This window comes from Arthrobacter sp. 35W (assembly GCF_000482545.1).
GTDB lineage: Bacteria > Actinomycetota > Actinomycetes > Actinomycetales > Micrococcaceae > Specibacter.
The window spans coordinates 1,710,954-1,727,076 of sequence record NZ_KI519454.1 but is presented as its reverse complement, the minus strand read 5'-3'; the positions used below and the strand labels follow the sequence as shown (position 1 = coordinate 1,727,076).

Below are 16,123 nucleotides of genomic sequence, written 5' to 3'. Positions count from 1 at the left end.
ATGGGAGACGTGCCTAACGCTGCCGACTCCTCCTTTGCAAGGGAAGCAATGCCCCAGCCTGCCTCGACCACGCCGGGTCTTTCACACAAGCCGGATCTCTCCCGGTTGATCGTGAAGGGCGCGCGCGAACACAATCTGCGCAATGTGGATCTCGATCTGCCCCGCGACGCCATGATCGTCTTCACCGGCCTGTCCGGCTCGGGGAAGTCCTCGCTGGCGTTCGACACCATCTTCGCCGAGGGCCAGCGCCGCTACGTGGAATCGCTGTCCGCCTACGCGCGCCAGTTCCTGGGCCAGGTGGACAAACCGGATGTCGACTTCATCGAGGGGCTCTCCCCGGCGGTGTCGATCGACCAGAAGTCCACCTCGAAGAACCCCCGGTCCACCGTGGGCACCATCACCGAGATCTACGACTACATGCGCCTGCTCTGGGCCCGCGTGGGCCGTCCGCACTGCCCGGTCTGCGGCGAGCCCGTCACCCGGCAGACCCCGCAGCAGATTGTGGACCAGCTGCTGGAGATGGCGGAGGGCACCCGCTTCCAGGTGCTGGCGCCGGTGGTGCGGGCCCGCAAGGGCGAGTTCGTGGAGCTGTTCAAGGAGCTCAGCGCCAAGGGCTATTCGCGGGCCAAGGTCGACGGCGAGCAGATCCAGCTCTCCGACCCGCCCAAGCTGAAGAAGCAGTTCAAGCACACCATCGAGGTGGTCATCGACCGTCTGGTGGTCAAGGAGGGCATCCAGCAGCGCCTGACCGACTCCGTGGAGACGGCCCTGGTGCTGGCGGAGGGCCGCGTGCTCGCCGAGCTGGTGGACCTGGACGCCGACGACGACGGGCGGATCCGCTCGTTCTCCGAAAACCTGGCCTGCCCCAACGAACACCCGTTGGCGATCGACGAGATCGAACCGCGCTCCTTCTCCTTCAACAACCCCTTTGGCGCCTGCCAGGCCTGCTCCGGCATCGGCACCAAGCTGGAGGTGGACGAGGAGCTGGTGGTGCCCAACCCGGCGCTCTCGCTGGCCGAGGGTGCCATCGCGCCGTGGTCCCTGGGAACAGCCACCACCGAATACTGGAACCGGCTGCTGGAGGGGCTGGCGGATGAACTGGGCTTCTCGCTCAGCGATCCGTGGGAGAAGCTCTCAGCGGAGTCCCGGCAGAACATCCTCTACGGCAAGGACCACAAGGTGGTGGTCCAGTACAAGAACCGCTTTGGCCGTGAACGAAAGTACAGCACCGGTTTTGAGGGTGCCGTGCAGTACATCCAGCGCAAGCATGTGGAGACGGAATCCGATTCCGCCCGCGACAGGTACGAAGAGTACATGCGCCAGATACCGTGCCCGGCCTGCGGCGGTGCCCGGCTTAATCCGGCCTCGCTGTCGGTGCTGATCAACGACAAGTCCATCGCCCAGGTCTCCGCCCTGCCGATGCGCGAATGCTTTGACTTCCTCTCCACGCTGGTCCTGACCGGCCGCGAGGCGCAGATCGCCAGCCAGGTTTTGAAGGAAATCCAGGCTCGGCTGAAGTTCCTGCTGGATGTGGGTCTGGAATACCTGAACCTGGAGCGGGCCTCCGCCACGCTGTCCGGCGGCGAGGCCCAGCGCATCCGCCTGGCCACGCAGATCGGCTCCGGGCTCGTGGGCGTGCTGTACGTTTTGGACGAGCCGTCCATTGGCCTGCACCAGCGCGACAACCGCCGCTTGATTGGCACACTGACCCGCCTCCGCGACCTGGGGAACACGCTCATCGTCGTCGAGCACGATGAGGACACCATCCAGGAGGCCGACTGGATTGTCGACATCGGCCCCGGTGCCGGAGAGCACGGCGGCATGGTGGTGCACTCCGGCTCCTACGACGAACTGCTGGCCAACACCGGCTCGCTGACGGGGGACTACCTCTCCGGCCGCAGGCAGATCGGCATTCCGGCCAAGCGCCGCAAGTACGACAAGAAGCGCCAGCTCACGGTGGTGGGCGCCCGCGAAAACAATCTGCGCAATGTGGACGCAACCTTCCCGCTGGGCCTGTTCACGGCCGTGACGGGCGTCAGCGGCTCCGGCAAGTCCACGCTGGTGAACGAGATCCTCTACAAGGTCCTCGCCAACAAGCTCAACGGCGCGCGCCAGGTGGCAGGCCGCCACCTGCGCGTGGACGGTCTGGAACACCTGGACAAGGTGGTCCATGTTGACCAGAGCCCCATCGGCCGCACCCCGCGCTCCAACCCCGCCACCTACACCGGCGTCTTTGACAACATCCGCAAGCTCTTCGCGGAGACCACCGAGGCGAAGGTGCGCGGCTACCAGCCGGGCCGCTTCTCCTTCAACGTCAAGGGCGGCCGCTGCGAAGCCTGCACCGGCGATGGCACGCTGAAGATCGAGATGAACTTCCTGCCGGATGTCTACGTGCCCTGCGAGGTCTGCCACGGTGCGCGCTACAACCGCGAAACGCTGGAGGTCCACTACAAGGGCAAGACCATCGCGGATGTGCTCAACATGCCCATCGAGGAGGGCGCGGAGTTCTTTGCCGCCTTCACGCCGATTGCCCGGCACCTGCGCACGCTGGTGGATGTTGGCCTGGGCTATGTGCGGCTGGGCCAGCCCGCCACCACCCTCTCCGGCGGCGAGGCGCAGCGCGTCAAGCTGGCGGCCGAGCTGCAGAAGCGCTCCAACGGGCGCAGCGTCTATGTCCTGGACGAGCCGACCACCGGTCTGCATTTTGAGGACATCCGCAAGCTGCTGCTGGTGCTGCAGGGCCTGGTGGACAAGGGCAACACGGTGATCGTGATCGAGCACAACCTCGATGTCATCAAGAATGCCGACTGGCTGGTGGACCTGGGGCCCGACGGTGGTTCCGGCGGCGGCCAGATCATTGCCACGGGGACACCGGAGGCCGTGGCCAAGTCCACGGAAAGCTACACGGCGGTGTTCCTTCGCGAGGTGCTGGAAACCCAGGCGGCCGGCTAGGGGCGTTTGGCACTGCCGGGGTGACCTGTCGCGGTTGCCCACCGGCGATGTATGCCATCGGCGGCATGGATGTCAAGGGTGCGGCGAGGTTTGTGGGAAACTGGGCGGGTGACTATTGCTGCCCCCGCCGTCCTCTTTGACCTGGATGGCACCCTTGTCGATCCGGCCGGGGGCATCACCTCCGGTGTGGCCCATGCGCTGCGGGCCCTCGGCCTGGCCGTGCCCTCGGATGCCGTCCTGGAGTCGATGATCGGCCCCAAACTCTCCGATTCGCTGGCCGTCATGACCGAGGCTGCCGACCACCAGATCCCCGAGCTGATCGCCATATACCGCCGCTGGTATGCGGAAAAGGGCATCGCCATGTCCCGGGTGTATCCCGGCGTGGCCGAGCTGCTCGCCACCCTGAAGGCCGCCGGTGTGCCGCTGGGCGTGGCCACGCAGAAGCCCCAGGGCCTGGCCCGGACGGTGCTGGAGCACCACGGCCTGCACGTCCACTTCACCGCCATTGCAGGGTCCAGCGACGATGAAACCCTGATGCCCGGGGACCCGGGCTACCGCAGCGGGAAGACGGAGATCATCGCCAGCGCCCTGTCGGCCCTCGGCGTCGAGCCCAACGGCGAGGGCGCGCCGGCGGCCGTGATGGTGGGCGACCGCCACCAGGACGTCCGCGGTGCCACGGCCAACAATCTGCCCTGCATCGGCGTCGACTGGGGCTTTGCCGCCCCGGGCGAGCTGGGCGCGGCAGGCGCCATCGCCGTCGTCGGCACCGCCGCGGAGCTGCTGGCGCAGCTCTCCCTCCCCGCCACCCCGAAGGAGTCTGCGCATGGCGCTCTATGACCTGACCCGCAGCCTCACGCGCGGCACCATCTTTGGCCTGTGCCGCCCGACCCTGGAGGGCCTGGAGAATGTGCCCACCGAGGGGCCGTTCATCGTCGCGCCCAACCACCTCTCGTTTCTGGACAGCGTGATCGTCCAGGCTCTGATGCCCCGTCCCGTGTCGTTCTTCGCCAAGGCCGAGTACTTCACCACCAAGGGCGTCAAGGGCAGGCTGATGAAGACCTTTTTCGAGTCTGTGAAGTCCATACCGGTGGAGCGCGGCGAGCACGCCGCCAGCGTCCAGGCCTTGAAAACCCTGCTGGACATTCTGGCCAAGGACGAGGGCATCGGCATCTACCCGGAGGGCACCCGCTCCCGTGACGGCATGCTCTACCGCGGCCGCACCGGCGTCGGCTGGCTGGCCCTGACCACCGGCGCCCCCGTGCTGCCCGTGGGGCTGATCGGCACCGAGAAGCTCCAGCCCGCAGACAGGAACGGCATCAGGCCCCAGCACTTCACCATGAAGATCGGCGAGCCGCTGTACTTCGAGAAGACCGGCCCGGACCACTCGCTGCCGGCCCGCCGCGCCGTCACCGACACCATCATGGACGCCATCGCCGGGTTGACCGGCCAGGAGCGTGTGGGCAGCTACAACCAGAGCCCATCGGTGGACTAACCCGCGCTCAACCGGTGGCAGAATGGGAGCGTGGCAGACCCAGCAAGCTACCGGCCGCAGCCGGGCGAAATCCCCACCGATCCCGGCGTCTACAGGTTCCGTGATCCGCACGGCCGTGTCATCTATGTGGGCAAGGCGAAGAACCTCCGGCAGCGGCTGAACTCCTACTTCGCCAATCCGGCCACGCTGCTGCCCAAGACGTACGCCATGGTCCATGCCGCCTCTTCCGTGCAGTGGACCATTGTGGGCAGCGAGCTTGAGGCCCTCCAGCTGGAATACACCTGGATCAAGGAGTTCACCCCCCGCTACAACCTCGCCTTCCGCGACGACAAGACCTACCCCTACCTGGCCGTATCGATGGGGGAGAAGTTCCCCCGCGTGCAGGTGATGCGCGGCGAGCGGCGCAAGGGCACCCGGTACTTCGGCCCGTATACGGCCGGTGCCATCCGCGAGACCGTTGACACGCTGCTGCGGGTGTTCCCGGTGCGCACCTGCAGCCCCGGCGTCCTCAAGCGCGCCCAGCAGAGCGGGCGCCCCTGCCTGCTGGGCTACATCGACAAATGCGCCGCCCCCTGCGTGGGGCGTGTGACAGAAGCCGAGCACCGCGCGCTGGCCGAGGAATTCTGCGATTTCATGGGTGGGGAGGCCAAGCGGTTCATCACCAAGCTGGAGAAGCAGATGGCCGCCGCGGTGGCGGAACTCGACTACGAGAGCGCCGCCCGCCTGCGCGATGACATTGCCGCGCTGAAGAAGGTCTTTGAACGCAACGCCGTGGTGCTGGCGGAGGACACCAACGCGGACATTTTCGCCGTGCACCAGGACGATCTGGAGGCGGCGGTGCAGGTCTTCTACGTCCGTGCCGGGCGGATCCGCGGCCAGCGCGGCTGGGTGGTGGAGAAGGTGGAGGATTCCACCCCGGCCGAACTGGTGGAGCACCTGCTGCAGCAGGTCTACGGCGACAAGGAACGCGAGCAGGACGACATCCCGCCGCAGATCCTGGTGCCGGAGCTGCCCACCAACGCCGAGCAGCTCACCGAGTGGCTGGGCGGCCTGCGCGGCGCCAAGGTGGCCGTCAAGGTGCCCCAGCGCGGCGACAAGGCCGCCCTGATGGACACCGTCCGGGCCAATGCCGAGCAGTCCATGAAGCTGCACAAGTCACGCCGCGCCGGGGACATCACGGCGCGGTCGCTGGCCCTGCGCGAGCTGCAGGAGGCCCTTGACCTGCCGCTGCCGCTGCTGCGGATCGAGTGCTATGACATCTCCCATGTGCAGGGCACCAATGTGGTGGCCTCCATGGTGGTGGTGGAGGACGGCATCGCCAAGAAGAGCGAGTACCGCAAGTTCGCGATCACCGGCGACGCCGCGATCGATGACACCGCCTCCATGTACGACGTGATCACCCGGCGCTTTAGGCACTACCTTGCCGAGCAGGAGGCCAAACCCGCCGCGGCCACGGGCGAGGTGCTCGAGGCCGAGGCGCCGCGCGCCAGGTTCGCCTACCCGCCCAACCTCGTCGTCGTCGACGGCGGTCCGCCCCAGGTGGCGGCCGCCTGCCGCGCGCTGGCGGATCTGGGCATCACCGACATGCCCGTGGTGGGGCTGGCCAAACGGCTCGAGGAGGTCTGGCTGCCCGAGGACGAGTTCCCGGTGATCCTGCCGCGCACTTCCCAGGGGCTGTACCTGCTCCAGCGCATTCGCGACGAGGCCCACCGCTTCGCCATCACCTTCCACCGGGCCAAGCGCGGCAAATCCATGACGGCCTCGGTCCTTGACGCCGTCCCCGGGCTGGGCGCGGCAAAGAGCCGGGCGCTGGTGGACCACTTTGGTTCGGTCAAGAAACTGAAGGCCGCCTCCGTGGAGGAGCTGTCCGCCGTCAAGGGGATCGGGCCGGTACTGGCCGCCGCCGTCGACGCCGCCCTGCACCCCGCGGGCGCCGACGAGCCGGCCCCGGCCGTGAACATGGCCACCGGCGAGATCGTCGAAGGCTAGCTCGTCATGGTCCAGCCAGGGCGGGCCCGGTGACGCGGCGCGGTGCCGGTAGACGATAGGCTGGGAGGGCAAGCACGAAGGCAGCAGGCACGCTATGGACGGGACGCGTTGATGACGGATCAGGACAAGGCGCCCCAGAGCGCCGACGGGCAGGACGCAAGTGGAGAACTCACGGCCGTGAAGCCCGAGGAGTCCGAACTTCTGGTGGTCACCGGCATGTCCGGCGCCGGCCGCAGCACGGCGGCAAACGCCCTGGAGGACCACGGCTGGTACGTGGTGGAAAACCTTCCTCCGCAGATGCTCGGCACGCTGGCCGATCTGGTCTCCCGGATGCCCGCCGCCCTGCCCAAGCTGGCCGTGGTGGTCGATGTGCGTGGCAAGGCCCTGTTCGCCGACATCCGCGAATCCCTCAACGCCCTCTCCGCCAGCGGCGTGACCTACCGCGTGCTCTTCCTGGACGCCAGCGACGAGACCCTGGTGCGCCGTTTCGAACAGGGCCGCAGGCCCCACCCGTTGCAGGGCAATGGACGCATCCTGGACGGCATCGCCGCCGAGCGCGCCCTGCTGGCGGAAATGAAGGAACAGTCCGAGATGGTGCTGGACACCTCCATTTTGAACGTGCACGAGCTGGGCTCCGCCGTCACCGAGCTGTTCAGCGACTCCGGCCCGGTGGTGCTGCGCCTGACGGTGATGAGCTTCGGCTTCAAGTACGGGCTGCCGGTGGACGCCAACTATGTGGCCGATGTGCGCTTCATCCCCAACCCGCACTGGATTCCGCAGCTGCGCCCGCACACCGGGCTGGATGCCGATGTGAGCAACTTTGTGCTCAAGGACAACAACGCCGCGGACTTCGTGGACCGCTATGTCCACGCCCTGGAGCCCGTGCTGGACGGCTACCGCCGCGAAAACAAGCACTACGCCACCATTGCCGTGGGCTGCACCGGCGGCAAGCACCGCTCGGTGGCCGTTGCCGTCGAATTGGCCAAACGCCTGGGCGAGCTCTCCGGGGTCACCGTCAGCACCCGCCACCGCGACCTCGGCCGGGAGTAAACGCGGTGTACACGGGCATCCTCCCCATGGTTCCCCTGCCCGCGCGCGCATCCGCCACTGATCTGCGCGGCACCGACCTGCGCATCGCCGCGCTGGGCGGGGGCCATGGGCTGGCCGCATCGCTCTCTGCTCTGCGGCTGATCACCTCCGAGCTCACCGCCGTCGTGACGGTGGCCGACGACGGCGGCTCTTCAGGGCGGCTGCGCGAGGAGTTGGGCGTGCTGCCGCCGGGCGATCTGCGCATGGCGCTGGCCGCCCTGTGCGATGACACGGACTGGGGCCGCACCTGGCGCGATGTCATGCAGCACCGCTTCAGCTCCGGCGGCGGGCCCGGCTCGCTGGACAACCATGCCATGGGCAATCTGCTCATTGTCACGCTCTGGGAGCTGCTGGGGGACACCGTGGCCGGGCTGCAATGGGCCGGTGCGCTGCTGGGCGCCCGCGGGACGGTGCTGCCGATGGCCTCCGTTCCGCTGACCATCGAGGGCACCGTCCGCCGCCGCAATGCGCTGGGGGAGGAGGACCGGCACATCATCTCCGGCCAGGCGAGCCTGGCCCTGCAGGGCACCGTGGAGGATGTCCGCCTGCTGCCGGCCGATGCTCCGGCCTGCCCGGAGGCGGTGTCCGCCGTGCTCGAGGCGGACTGGGTGGTGCTCGGCCCCGGCTCCTGGTACACCTCCGTGCTGCCGCATCTGCTGCTGCCGGAACTGCGCCGCGCGCTGAGTTCAACCAAGGCCAAGCGCTGCCTGACCATGAACCTTGACGTGAACGACAAGGAGACCACGGGCATGAGTGCGGCGGACCATTTGCACGTGATTTCCCGCTACGCGCCGGAATTTGGCGTGGACGTGGTGCTGGCCGATCCGCGCAGCATCACGGATGTGGCGCAGTTCAAAGAAGCGGCCGCGATGATCGGCGCAGAGGTGGTTTTGGGTACAGTAGGTGGGTCCGGTGGGGCCGCGGTGCATGATCCGCTGCGGCTGGCCGCGGCGTATAGAGACATCTTTGGGGACAACTAGAGCATTGAGAGCGAGGGCGGCATCATGGCGCTGACGGCGGCGGTTAAAGAGGAACTATCCCGGCTGGACATCAAGAAGTCCTCCGTGCGCAAGGCCGAAGTCTCCACGCTGCTGCGCTTCGCCGGCGGCCTGCACATCATCTCCGGCCGGATCGTCATCGAGGCCGAGGTTGACCTGGCCTCCACCGCCCGCAGGCTGCGGGCGGCCATTGCCGAGATCTACGGCCACCAAAGCGAGATCATCGTGGTCTCCGGCGGCGGTCTGCGCCGCGGCAACCGCTACGTGGTGCGCGTGGTCCGCGAGGGCGAGGCATTGGCCCGCCAGACCGGCCTGTTGGATGCCCGCGGCCGTCCGGTGCGCGGCCTGCCCTCCGTGGTGGTCAATGGCTCCGCCTCCGACGCCGAGGCCGTGTGGCGCGGCGCGTTCCTGGCCCACGGTTCACTGACCGAGCCCGGACGCTCCTCCGCCATGGAGGTGACCTGCCCTGGCCCCGAGGCAGCGCTGGCGCTGGTGGGTGCCGCCCGCCGGCTGGACATTGCCGCCAAGGCGCGCGAGGTGCGCGGTGTGGACCGCGTGGTGATCCGCGACGGCGACACGATCGCGGCACTGCTGACCCGCATGGGGGCCCACGACGCCCTCCTGGTGTGGGAGGAGCGGCGCATGCGCAAGGAAGTCCGCGCCACGGCCAACCGCCTGGCCAACTTTGACGATGCCAATCTGCGCCGCTCGGCCCAGGCGGCCGTGGCGGCCGGCGCCCGCGTGGACAGGGCCCTGGAGATCCTCGGCGACGACGTTCCCGACCACCTCAAGTACGCAGGCCAGCTGCGCGTGGCCCACAAGCAGGCCAGCCTTGACGAACTGGGCCGTCTGGCGGATCCGCCCATGACGAAGGATGCCATCGCCGGGCGGATCCGGCGGCTGCTGGCAATGGCCGACAAGCGTGCCATGGATCTGGGAATTCCGTCCACGGAATCAAGTGTGACTTTGGAGATGCTCGAAGAATAAAGAAAGGCCGCATTTCGCGCCTTAGTATGAAAGAGTAGAAATAAACCCCGGGCCGCCGGGGTTGTGCGAATTGTTAGACAACAAATTGCTTCAGAACTGCTACGGAGGAACCGTGACCGAGTACACACTTCCCGAATTGCCCTACGACTATGCTGCGTTGGAGCCGAACATCTCGGCCCGCATCATGGAGCTGCACCACAGCAAGCACCATGCAGCCTACGTCGCCGGCGCCAACAACGCGCTGGCCCAGCTGGCCGAGGCCCGCGACAAGGGTGACTTCGCGAACATCAACCGCCTCTCCAAGGACCTCGCGTTCCACACGGGCGGCCACATCAACCACTCGGTGTTCTGGAACAACCTCTCCCCGGACGGAGGCGACAAGCCCGAGGGTGAGCTGGCCGCTGCCATCGATGACGCCTTTGGCTCCTTCGACGCCTTCCGCGCACAGTTCACCGCTGCGGCCATGGGCCTGCAGGGCTCCGGCTGGGCCTTCCTGGCCTACGAGCCCATCGGTGGCAACCTGCTCATCGAGCAGCTCTACGACCAGCAGGGCAACGTCGCCGTCGGCACCACCCCGCTGCTGATGCTGGACATGTGGGAGCACGCCTTCTACCTGGACTACGTCAACGTCAAGGCCGACTACGTCAAGGCCTTCTGGAACATCGTCAACTGGGCCGATGTTGCCCAGCGCTTCGACGGCGCCCGTGCCAACGCAACGGGTCTGATCATCCTCTAGCAGGCCTTCTGCGCCACGTGGTGGGCGGCTGGTCCGCTGACCAATATGTGGACACCCGCCCCGGCAAATTGCCGGGGCGGGCTAGGCTAAATGTAAGATGGATCACGGGGAGCGGCGGCTGGGCACCATGCCGGTGCCGCGCCCCACAGAAGGAACACAGAAGGAAACTGTAAGAATCTCTGCCCAATGTCGTGCGGGAAACCCTGAGCCGGAGTATCGCGCTCCGGCCGGACTATGTGTGCTTGAAATAGCACCAAGGAGATATATCTAGTGACTACTCGTATTGGTATCAACGGTTTCGGCCGCATTGGACGCAACTACTTCCGCGCCGCCCTTGAGCAGCAGGCAGACATCGAAATCGTTGCCGTCAATGACCTCACCAGCCCCGAGACGCTGGCCCACCTGCTGAAGTACGACTCCGTGACCGGCCGCCTGAAGGTCAGCGTCGAGGTTGTCGACGGAAACCTCGTGGTTGACGGCAAGACCATCAAGGTTCTCGCCGAGCGCGACCCCGCAAACCTCCCCTGGGGCGAGCTGGGTGTTGACATCGTTGTCGAGTCCACCGGCTTCTTCACCAAGGCTGCCGACGCACAGAAGCACATCGATGCCGGTGCCAAGAAGGTCCTGATCTCCGCTCCCGCCTCCAACGAGGACATCACGATCGTGATGGGTGTGAACGACGAGCTGTACGACCCGGCTGCGCACAACATCATCTCCAACGCTTCCTGCACCACCAACTGCCTCGGCCCGCTGGCCAAGGTGCTGAACGACAACTTCGGCCTGGAGCGTGGCCTGATGACCACCATCCACGCCTACACTGCCGACCAGAACCTGCAGGACGGCCCGCACGGCGACCTGCGCCGCGCCCGCGCCGCAGCCATCAACATGGTCCCGACCTCCACCGGTGCCGCCAAGGCCATCGGCCTGGTCCTGCCGGAGCTCAAGGGCAAGCTGGACGGCTACGCCATCCGCGTTCCCGTCCCCACCGGCTCCGCCACCGACCTCACCGCAACCGTGTCCCGCGAGGTCACCGTTGAGGAAGTCAACGCCGCCTACAAGGCTGCTGCAGCCGAGGGCAAGCTGGCCGGCTACCTGACCTACACCGAAGACCCGATCGTGTCCTCGGACATCGTCACGGACCCGTCCTCCTCGATCTTCGACTCGGGCCTGACCAAGGTTATCGGCAACCAGGTCAAGGTTGTCTCCTGGTACGACAACGAGTGGGGCTACTCCAACCGCCTCGTCGACCTCACCGAACTCGTCGCTTCGAAGCTGGGCTAGGCTGACTACATGACTTTGCACACCCTCAACGAACTCCTCGCTGAAGGTGTCCGCGGGCGGCACGTTCTTATCCGTAGTGATCTGAACGTGCCGCTCGACGGCTCTACAGTGACTGACGACGGCCGCATCAAGGCCTCTCTGCCTGTCATCTCCGCCCTGGCAAACGCCGGTGCGAAGGTGCTGGTGTCTGCGCACCTGGGCCGTCCCAAGGGCACCCCCGAGGCGAAGTATTCGCTGGCTCCCGCCGTCGCACGCATGGCGGAGCTCGCGCCCGAACTGGACATCGCGCTGGCCGCGGACACCACCGGCGCCTCGGCGCAGGAGCTCTCGGCCGCACTGGCCGACGGTGCCGTCCTGGTGCTGGAGAACGTGCGTTTCGACGCCCGTGAAACCAGCAAGGACGACGCCGAGCGCGCCGCCATGGCCGCCGAGCTCGCCGCCCTGACCGGCGGCACCGGCGCCTACGTGGACGATGCCTTCGGCGCCGTCCACCGCAAGCACGCCTCGGTGTACGACATCGCCAAGGCGCTGCCGTCCTACCAGGGCGACCTGGTGCGCACCGAGCTTGAGGTCCTGAACAAGCTCACCACCGATACGGCCAGCCCGTACGTTGTGGTGCTCGGCGGGTCCAAGGTCTCGGACAAGCTCGCGGTGATCGACAACCTGATCGGCAAGGCTGACACGATCCTTGTGGGCGGCGGCATGCTGTTCACCTTCCTGGCAGCCCAGGGCTACGCCGTCGGCGCCTCCCTGCTGGAGGTCGACCAGATCCCCGTGGTGACGGACTACCTGTCCCGCGCCGCCGCCGCCGGTACGACATTCGTGCTTCCCACGGACATCGTGGTGGCCGCCGGCTTTGCCGCCGACGCCGAGAACGAGACTGTTCCGGCAACCGCCATCGAAGGCAGCAGCTTCGGCGCCAAGGGCCTCGGCCTGGACATCGGCCCGGAGAGCGGTGCTGCGTTCGCGGCGGCCATCGAGAGCGCCAAGACGGTGTTCTGGAACGGTCCCATGGGCGTCTTTGAATTCCCGGCCTTCGCCGAGGGCACGCGCGCCGTGGCCGCGGCACTGGCCGCAAACTCCGCGTCCGGCGGCTTCACGGTGGTCGGTGGTGGCGACTCCGCCGCCGCCGTGCGCACCCTGGGCTTTGCCGATGACGCATTCGGCCACATCTCCACCGGTGGTGGGGCCAGCCTCGAGTTCCTCGAGGGCAAGGAACTGCCCGGTCTGACGGCGCTGCAGCGCTAGGGCATCGACCCCTTCCGGCGGCCGGCCTCCTGGCCGGCCGCCGGATTCTTTTTGTTGTACTTAATTCGCATGTCAACCATTTGTGATTCTGGAGCGAGCAATGACTACCTCAACCAATGGAACCTTTGACCGGACGCCGCTGATCGCGGGCAACTGGAAGATGAACATGGACCACGTCCAGGGCATCACCCTGCTGCAGAAGCTGGCCTGGACCCTGTCCGACGCCCGCCACGATTTTGGCCGGGTTGAGGTGGCTGTCTTCCCGCCCTTCACCGATCTGCGCGGCGTCCAGACCCTCGTCCAGGGCGACAAGCTCAAGCTTGTCTACGGTGGACAGGACCTCTCGCCGGAGGATTCCGGCGCCTACACCGGTGACATCTCCGGTGCCTTCCTGGCCAAGCTGGGCTGCGCCTACGTGCTGGTGGGCCACAGCGAACGCCGCAGCATCCACGGCGAGTCCGACGAGCTGCTCAACCGCAAGGTCAAGGCCGCCTTCCGCCACGAGGTCACTCCGATCCTGTGCGCCGGCGAGGGCCTGGACATCCGCCAGGCCGGCACCCACGTTGAGTACACGCTGGCCCAGGTGCGCGGCGGCATCGAAGGCCTCACCGCCGAAGAGGTTGCCTCCCTGGTCATCGCCTACGAGCCCGTCTGGGCCATCGGCACGGGCGAGGTTGCCGGACCGGAGGATGCACAGGAAATGTGCGCCGCGATCCGTGCCCAGCTCACCGAGCTGTACGGCGCCGAGACCGCCGCCAAGACCCGCCTGCTCTACGGCGGTTCCGTCAAGGCCTCCAACGCTGCCGCGATTCTGGGCCAGAGCGACGTCGACGGCGTTCTGGTGGGAGGCGCCAGCCTGGATGCCGGCGAGTTCGCAAACATCGCACGGTTCGAAAACCACCTCGTCACCGACTAGGCTGTCTGTAGTTCATTTGCAGCAACCCGCTGCCGCAAATACCTCTCTTACTTGTCACTGCTGAAAGGCCGTTGTGGACGCTCTTCAAATTGCTTTGCAGATCCTGCTGGGCATTACCAGTTTGCTGCTGACCTTGCTCATCCTTCTGCACAAGGGGCGCGGTGGCGGTCTTTCTGACATGTTCGGCGGCGGCATGAGCTCTTCGCTGGGTTCCTCGGGTGTCGCCGAGCGCAACCTGAACCGCTTCACGGTGATTCTGGGCATCACCTGGGCCGTGGTCATCATTGGCCTTGGCCTGATCATGGCCTACAGCTGACACAGCCTTAAACGAAAGGGCCCGGGTCCTGCGGATTTCTCCGCAGGACCCGGGCCCTTTTTGTTAGGGCCCACGCCCGCAGGGTTCCCTGGCCGAGCGTGCGAGGCCAGGGGGCGGGTGGGGACTAGGCGTCCAGCCGGGCGATGAGTGCGCCGGGGACCTTGGCCGCAGCATCCTCATCCACCAGCCAACGGGTCCGGGACCTGCCGTTGGCACCGGAGGCCGGAACCTGCACGGGGCTTGCCCCGGCCAAGGCCAGAGCCACCGCTCCAGCCTTGTCGCTGCCCGCGGCCACCAACCAAATCTCGTCGGCGGAGTTGATGGTGCCCAGCGTCAGGGACACCCGCTCCGGCGGCGGCTTGGGGGAGTTGGTGACGGAGACGACGGCGGCATCCTTGGTGCGGATGCCTGCCATCTCCGGGAACAGCGAGGCAATGTGCGCATCCGGGCCGATGCCCAGCAGCAGCACATCAAAGCGCGGCAGCAGCGGTGCGCCGGCATCGCCGTCGTAGTCATCGCTGGCGCGGTGCTCGGCGAGGGCCGCGGCTGCCAACTGCTCGGCATACTCGGCGGCGGCCTGGGCGACATCCAGGCCCGCATCCGCGGGCTTCATGACGTGGACCCGCGCGGGGTCCACCTCGATGTGGTCCAGCAGGGCCTCGGCGGCTTGGACGTGGTTCCGGTCCGGGGAATCGGCGGAGACAAAACGGTCGTCGCCCCACCAGAAGTTCACCTTGGACCAGTTGACGGCCAACCGTGCCGGGGACTCCGCAACGGCCTTCAGGGTGGCGATGCCCACGCTGCCGCCGGTGAGGACCACCGTGGCCTCGCCGCGTTCGCTCTGGACATCCAACAGCCTCGTGATCAGCCGTGCGGCAGTGGTGGCCGCCAGAACCTCAAAGGAGGGGTGGACGGTGATGCGCGTGTTGCCTCTCATGCGGGAACAACCTCTTCCTCGGCCAGCAGGCGCGACAGGCCCGTGGTGATGACTTCGCCGAAGACCTCGTCCGGGTCCAACCGGCGCAGTTCCTCGGCCAGGCAGTCCTGCAGGGTGCGGCGCGGCAGCGCAATGCGCTGCTGGGGCTGGCCCGGCTGGGTCAGCACCGCATCGACGGCGCCGGGGCGGTGGATTTCCACGTCCCCGCCGGCCCGCTCCAGGACAACCCGGCGGATGCCGGTGCCGGAGGGGTCCTCCACCACGGTGATGGGGGCGCCCAGGGCCTGGTGGAGCCAGGATGCCAGCAGCAGGGTGCTGGGGGAGTCCGTGGCACCTTCGACGGTGATGTGCGTGACGGGTTCCTCATCGAGCTGGTCGAACACGGCCGCGAGCTGGATGCGCCAGTTCGTCAGGCGCGTCCAGGCCAGGTCCGTGTCGCCCCCGGTGTAGGTCCTGCCCAGGTGGGCCAGGGCATCACGAGGGCTGGGCTCGTTGGCCGAATCCGTGATGCGGCGGTGGGCAATGCGTCCGATGGAGCTGGCGCTGGCCGATTCCGGCATGCCCTGCGGCCACCAGGCCACGATCGGGGCATCGGGCAGCAGCAGCGCCGAAATGACCGATTCGCTGTCCGTGGCCAGCTCCCCGTAGCCGCGGAGCACAATGACCTCCGAGGCGCCCGCGTCGCCGCCGACCCGGATCTGCCCGTCCAGTCGGGTCGGCTCCGCGGCGCTGCCGGCGGCAAGGACGATGATCCGGCAGGGGTGTTCACGGCTGGCGAGGTTGGCTGCCGCAATGGCCTCCTCCTCGTGCCCGTCCCGGGTGATGACCACCAGGGTCATCACCCGGCCCAGGGCGACCACGCCGCCCTGCTCGCGCAGGGTGACGATCTTCTTGGTGACCTTTGAGGTTGTGGTGTTCGGCAGATCAATGATCACGGTCTTCTCCAGGTCCTTCCATCGCGGGTCAACAGTTCATCGGCGGCGGCCGGCCCCCAGGAGCCGGGCGCGTACGATTCCGGCTGCGTGCCCTCCGCGGCCCAGAACTCCTCGAACGGGTCCAGGATCTTCCAGGACAGCTCCACCTCCTGGTGGCGCGGGAACAGCGGCGGCTCGCCCAGCAGCACATCCAGGATCAGCCGCTCGTACGCCTCCGGGGAGGACTCGGTGAACGCGTGGCCGTAGC

At 67.2% G+C, this 16,123-nt stretch carries 14 protein-coding genes and 1 pseudogene; 12 read left to right on the top strand and 3 right to left on the bottom strand.

Translation table 11 applies throughout. The annotated features are described in order from the left end of the window. Nucleotides 1-48 precede the first annotated feature (48 nt). From uvrA to secG, 12 genes are all read left to right on the top strand, one after another. A complete protein-coding gene (uvrA, locus tag K254_RS0107510) occupies nt 49-2,952 on the top strand; it encodes an excinuclease ABC subunit UvrA (RefSeq protein WP_026554845.1) in 2,904 nt (967 codons plus the stop codon). Between the two features lie 108 nt (nt 2,953-3,060). After that, nucleotides 3,061-3,789, top strand: coding sequence for an HAD hydrolase-like protein (locus K254_RS0107505; protein ID WP_026554844.1), 729 nt, complete (start codon nt 3,061-3,063; stop codon nt 3,787-3,789). Then, a complete protein-coding gene (locus K254_RS0107500; RefSeq protein ID WP_026554843.1) occupies nt 3,776-4,444 on the top strand; it encodes a lysophospholipid acyltransferase family protein in 669 nt (222 codons plus the stop codon). Before K254_RS0107505 ends, K254_RS0107500 begins: the two co-directional genes overlap by 14 nt. 30 nt (nt 4,445-4,474) lie before the next feature. Continuing rightward, complete coding sequence (gene uvrC, locus K254_RS0107495; RefSeq protein WP_026554842.1) at nt 4,475-6,433, top strand: excinuclease ABC subunit UvrC; 1,959 nt, start codon at nt 4,475-4,477, stop codon at nt 6,431-6,433. A 111-nt stretch (nt 6,434-6,544) separates the two neighbouring features. Further along, entirely contained in the window at nt 6,545-7,483 is a 939-nt protein-coding gene (gene rapZ, locus K254_RS0107490) for an RNase adapter RapZ (protein ID WP_026554841.1), read from the top strand. A gap of 26 nt (nt 7,484-7,509) precedes the next feature. After that, a complete protein-coding gene (locus K254_RS0107485) occupies nt 7,510-8,502 on the top strand; it encodes a gluconeogenesis factor YvcK family protein (protein WP_035749746.1) in 993 nt (330 codons plus the stop codon). A gap of 24 nt (nt 8,503-8,526) precedes the next feature. Then, nucleotides 8,527-9,507, top strand: coding sequence for a DNA-binding protein WhiA (gene whiA / locus K254_RS0107480; RefSeq protein ID WP_026554839.1), 981 nt, complete (start codon nt 8,527-8,529; stop codon nt 9,505-9,507). Between the two features lie 112 nt (nt 9,508-9,619). Continuing rightward, a complete protein-coding gene (locus K254_RS0107475; protein ID WP_026554838.1) occupies nt 9,620-10,243 on the top strand; it encodes a superoxide dismutase in 624 nt (207 codons plus the stop codon). Nucleotides 10,244-10,513: 270 nt separating this feature from the next. Then, nucleotides 10,514-11,524 (top strand): type I glyceraldehyde-3-phosphate dehydrogenase, encoded by a 1,011-nt coding sequence (gene gap, locus K254_RS0107470; RefSeq protein ID WP_026554837.1) that lies wholly within the window; start codon nt 10,514-10,516, stop codon nt 11,522-11,524. Between the two features lie 9 nt (nt 11,525-11,533). Next, nucleotides 11,534-12,772 (top strand): phosphoglycerate kinase, encoded by a 1,239-nt coding sequence (locus tag K254_RS0107465; RefSeq protein WP_026554836.1) that lies wholly within the window; start codon nt 11,534-11,536, stop codon nt 12,770-12,772. A gap of 100 nt (nt 12,773-12,872) precedes the next feature. Then, a complete protein-coding gene (tpiA, locus tag K254_RS0107460) occupies nt 12,873-13,688 on the top strand; it encodes a triose-phosphate isomerase (protein WP_026554835.1) in 816 nt (271 codons plus the stop codon). A gap of 73 nt (nt 13,689-13,761) precedes the next feature. Then, entirely contained in the window at nt 13,762-14,004 is a 243-nt protein-coding gene (gene secG, locus K254_RS0107455; RefSeq protein ID WP_026554834.1) for a preprotein translocase subunit SecG, read from the top strand. A 124-nt stretch (nt 14,005-14,128) separates the two neighbouring features. Here secG and pgl read toward each other — a convergent pair whose 3' ends face one another. The 3 genes and pseudogenes from pgl to K254_RS22295 form a co-directional block, all read right to left on the bottom strand. Then, nucleotides 14,129-14,941: a 6-phosphogluconolactonase gene (gene pgl / locus K254_RS0107450; protein ID WP_026554833.1), complete on the bottom strand. Its 813-nt coding sequence runs from the start codon at nt 14,939-14,941 to the stop codon at nt 14,129-14,131. Next, nucleotides 14,938-15,876: a glucose-6-phosphate dehydrogenase assembly protein OpcA gene (locus K254_RS0107445; RefSeq protein ID WP_026554832.1), complete on the bottom strand. Its 939-nt coding sequence runs from the start codon at nt 15,874-15,876 to the stop codon at nt 14,938-14,940. The genes pgl and K254_RS0107445 overlap by 4 nt, the downstream gene beginning before the upstream one ends. Next, nucleotides 15,873-16,123, bottom strand: a pseudogene (locus K254_RS22295) (glucose-6-phosphate dehydrogenase); the annotation flags it as partial. The gene K254_RS0107445 and the pseudogene K254_RS22295, both read right to left, overlap by 4 nt.